Below are 1,137 nucleotides of genomic sequence, written 5' to 3' on the forward strand. Positions count from 1 at the left end.
GATTTGATTTCCGACTCAGTTGTTGGGACAACTTTAATAGTGAGTTTTGATGACGCATGTCGGAGACTCTTGGAGAGTTGTCCGAGTTGGCCGAAGGAGCACCACTGGAAATGGTGTAAACGGGCAAAAACCTGTTTCAAGGGTTCGAATCCCTTACTCTCCGTTCAGCAACTTTTAGTATGACCCGTTGGTCAAGTGGTTAAGACACTGCCCTTTCACGGCAGTAACATGGGTTCGAATCCCGTACGGGTCATTAGTCGAAAGACTACAATAAGTTTTTAGTTAACAACCTCATGGAGGATTAGCTCAGTTGGGAGAGCGTCTGCCTTACAAGCAGAGGGTCACAGGTTCGAGCCCTGTATCCTCCATCATGGTCCGTTGGTCTAGTTGGTTTAGGACGCCTGCCTGTCACGCAGGAGATCACGAGTTCGAGTCTCGTACGGACCGTTGTTAATAATTGAATATTAACAAGCATTAAATGGCTCGGTAGCTCAGTTGGTAGAGCAACGGATTGAAGCTCCGTGTGTCGGCGGTTCGATTCCGTCCCGCGCCATTATGGATGGGTAGCGAAGTCTGGCTAAACGCGGCGGACTGTAAATCCGCTCCTTCGGGTTCGGTGGTTCGAATCCACTCCCATCCACCATAGGGATATAGTATAATGGTAGTACATCGGTCTCCAAAACCGCTAGTGTGGGTTCAACTCCTACTATCCCTGTTTGTCATGTGATGGCGGTATTGGTGAAGTTTGGTTAACACACCGGATTGTGGTTCCGGCACGCGTGGGTTCGAGTCCCACATACCGCCCTTTGAAGATTGGGTTATAGCCAAGTGGTAAGGCAACGGACTTTGACTTCGTCATGCGCTGGTTCGAATCCAGCTAACCCAGTTGGATATGGTTCATCGATTTCAATATGGCGGTATAGCCAAGTGGTAAGGCAGAGGTCTGCAAAACCTTCATCGTCGGTTCGAATCCGATTACCGCCTTTGCCTTATTGAGAGGCCTATTCAACAACATTCAATTTATGCCGGAGTGGCGGAACTGGCAGACGCGCTGGACTCAAAATCCAGTGTCCGTTGAGGACGTGTGGTTCGTAACCCGACCTCCGGTACTAAAGTGACTAAGATAAATGATCTTAG

The 1,137-nt window shown here is 49.1% G+C and carries 11 tRNA genes; all 11 read left to right on the forward strand.

The window, feature by feature from the left end:
• Positions 1-71 precede the first annotated feature (71 nt).
• The 11 genes from JCM11969_RS16710 (at position 72) to JCM11969_RS16760 (ending at position 1,109) form a co-directional block, all read left to right on the forward strand.
• Positions 72-163: transfer RNA gene (locus tag JCM11969_RS16710), tRNA-Ser, on the forward strand.
• Positions 164-181: 18 nt separating this feature from the next.
• Positions 182-253 (forward strand) — tRNA-Glu (locus JCM11969_RS16715).
• 42 nt (positions 254-295) lie between these two features.
• Positions 296-368: transfer RNA gene (locus JCM11969_RS16720), tRNA-Val, on the forward strand.
• 4 nt (positions 369-372) lie between these two features.
• A tRNA-Asp gene (locus tag JCM11969_RS16725) sits at positions 373-447 on the forward strand.
• 33 nt (positions 448-480) lie between these two features.
• Positions 481-553, forward strand: a tRNA-Phe gene (locus JCM11969_RS16730).
• Positions 554-557: 4 nt separating this feature from the next.
• Positions 558-643, forward strand: a tRNA-Tyr gene (locus JCM11969_RS16735).
• A gap of 1 nt (position 644) precedes the next feature.
• A tRNA-Trp gene (locus JCM11969_RS16740) sits at positions 645-715 on the forward strand.
• A gap of 14 nt (positions 716-729) precedes the next feature.
• Positions 730-804 (forward strand) — tRNA-His (locus JCM11969_RS16745).
• Between the two features lie 10 nt (positions 805-814).
• A tRNA-Gln gene (locus JCM11969_RS16750) sits at positions 815-886 on the forward strand.
• A 27-nt stretch (positions 887-913) separates the two neighbouring features.
• Positions 914-984, forward strand: a tRNA-Cys gene (locus JCM11969_RS16755).
• Positions 985-1,024: 40 nt separating this feature from the next.
• Positions 1,025-1,109, forward strand: a tRNA-Leu gene (locus tag JCM11969_RS16760).
• The last annotated feature ends 28 nt before the right edge of the window (positions 1,110-1,137 follow it).

It is taken from the genome of Secundilactobacillus paracollinoides DSM 15502 = JCM 11969, from assembly GCF_001311135.1.
GTDB lineage: Bacteria > Bacillota > Bacilli > Lactobacillales > Lactobacillaceae > Secundilactobacillus > Secundilactobacillus paracollinoides.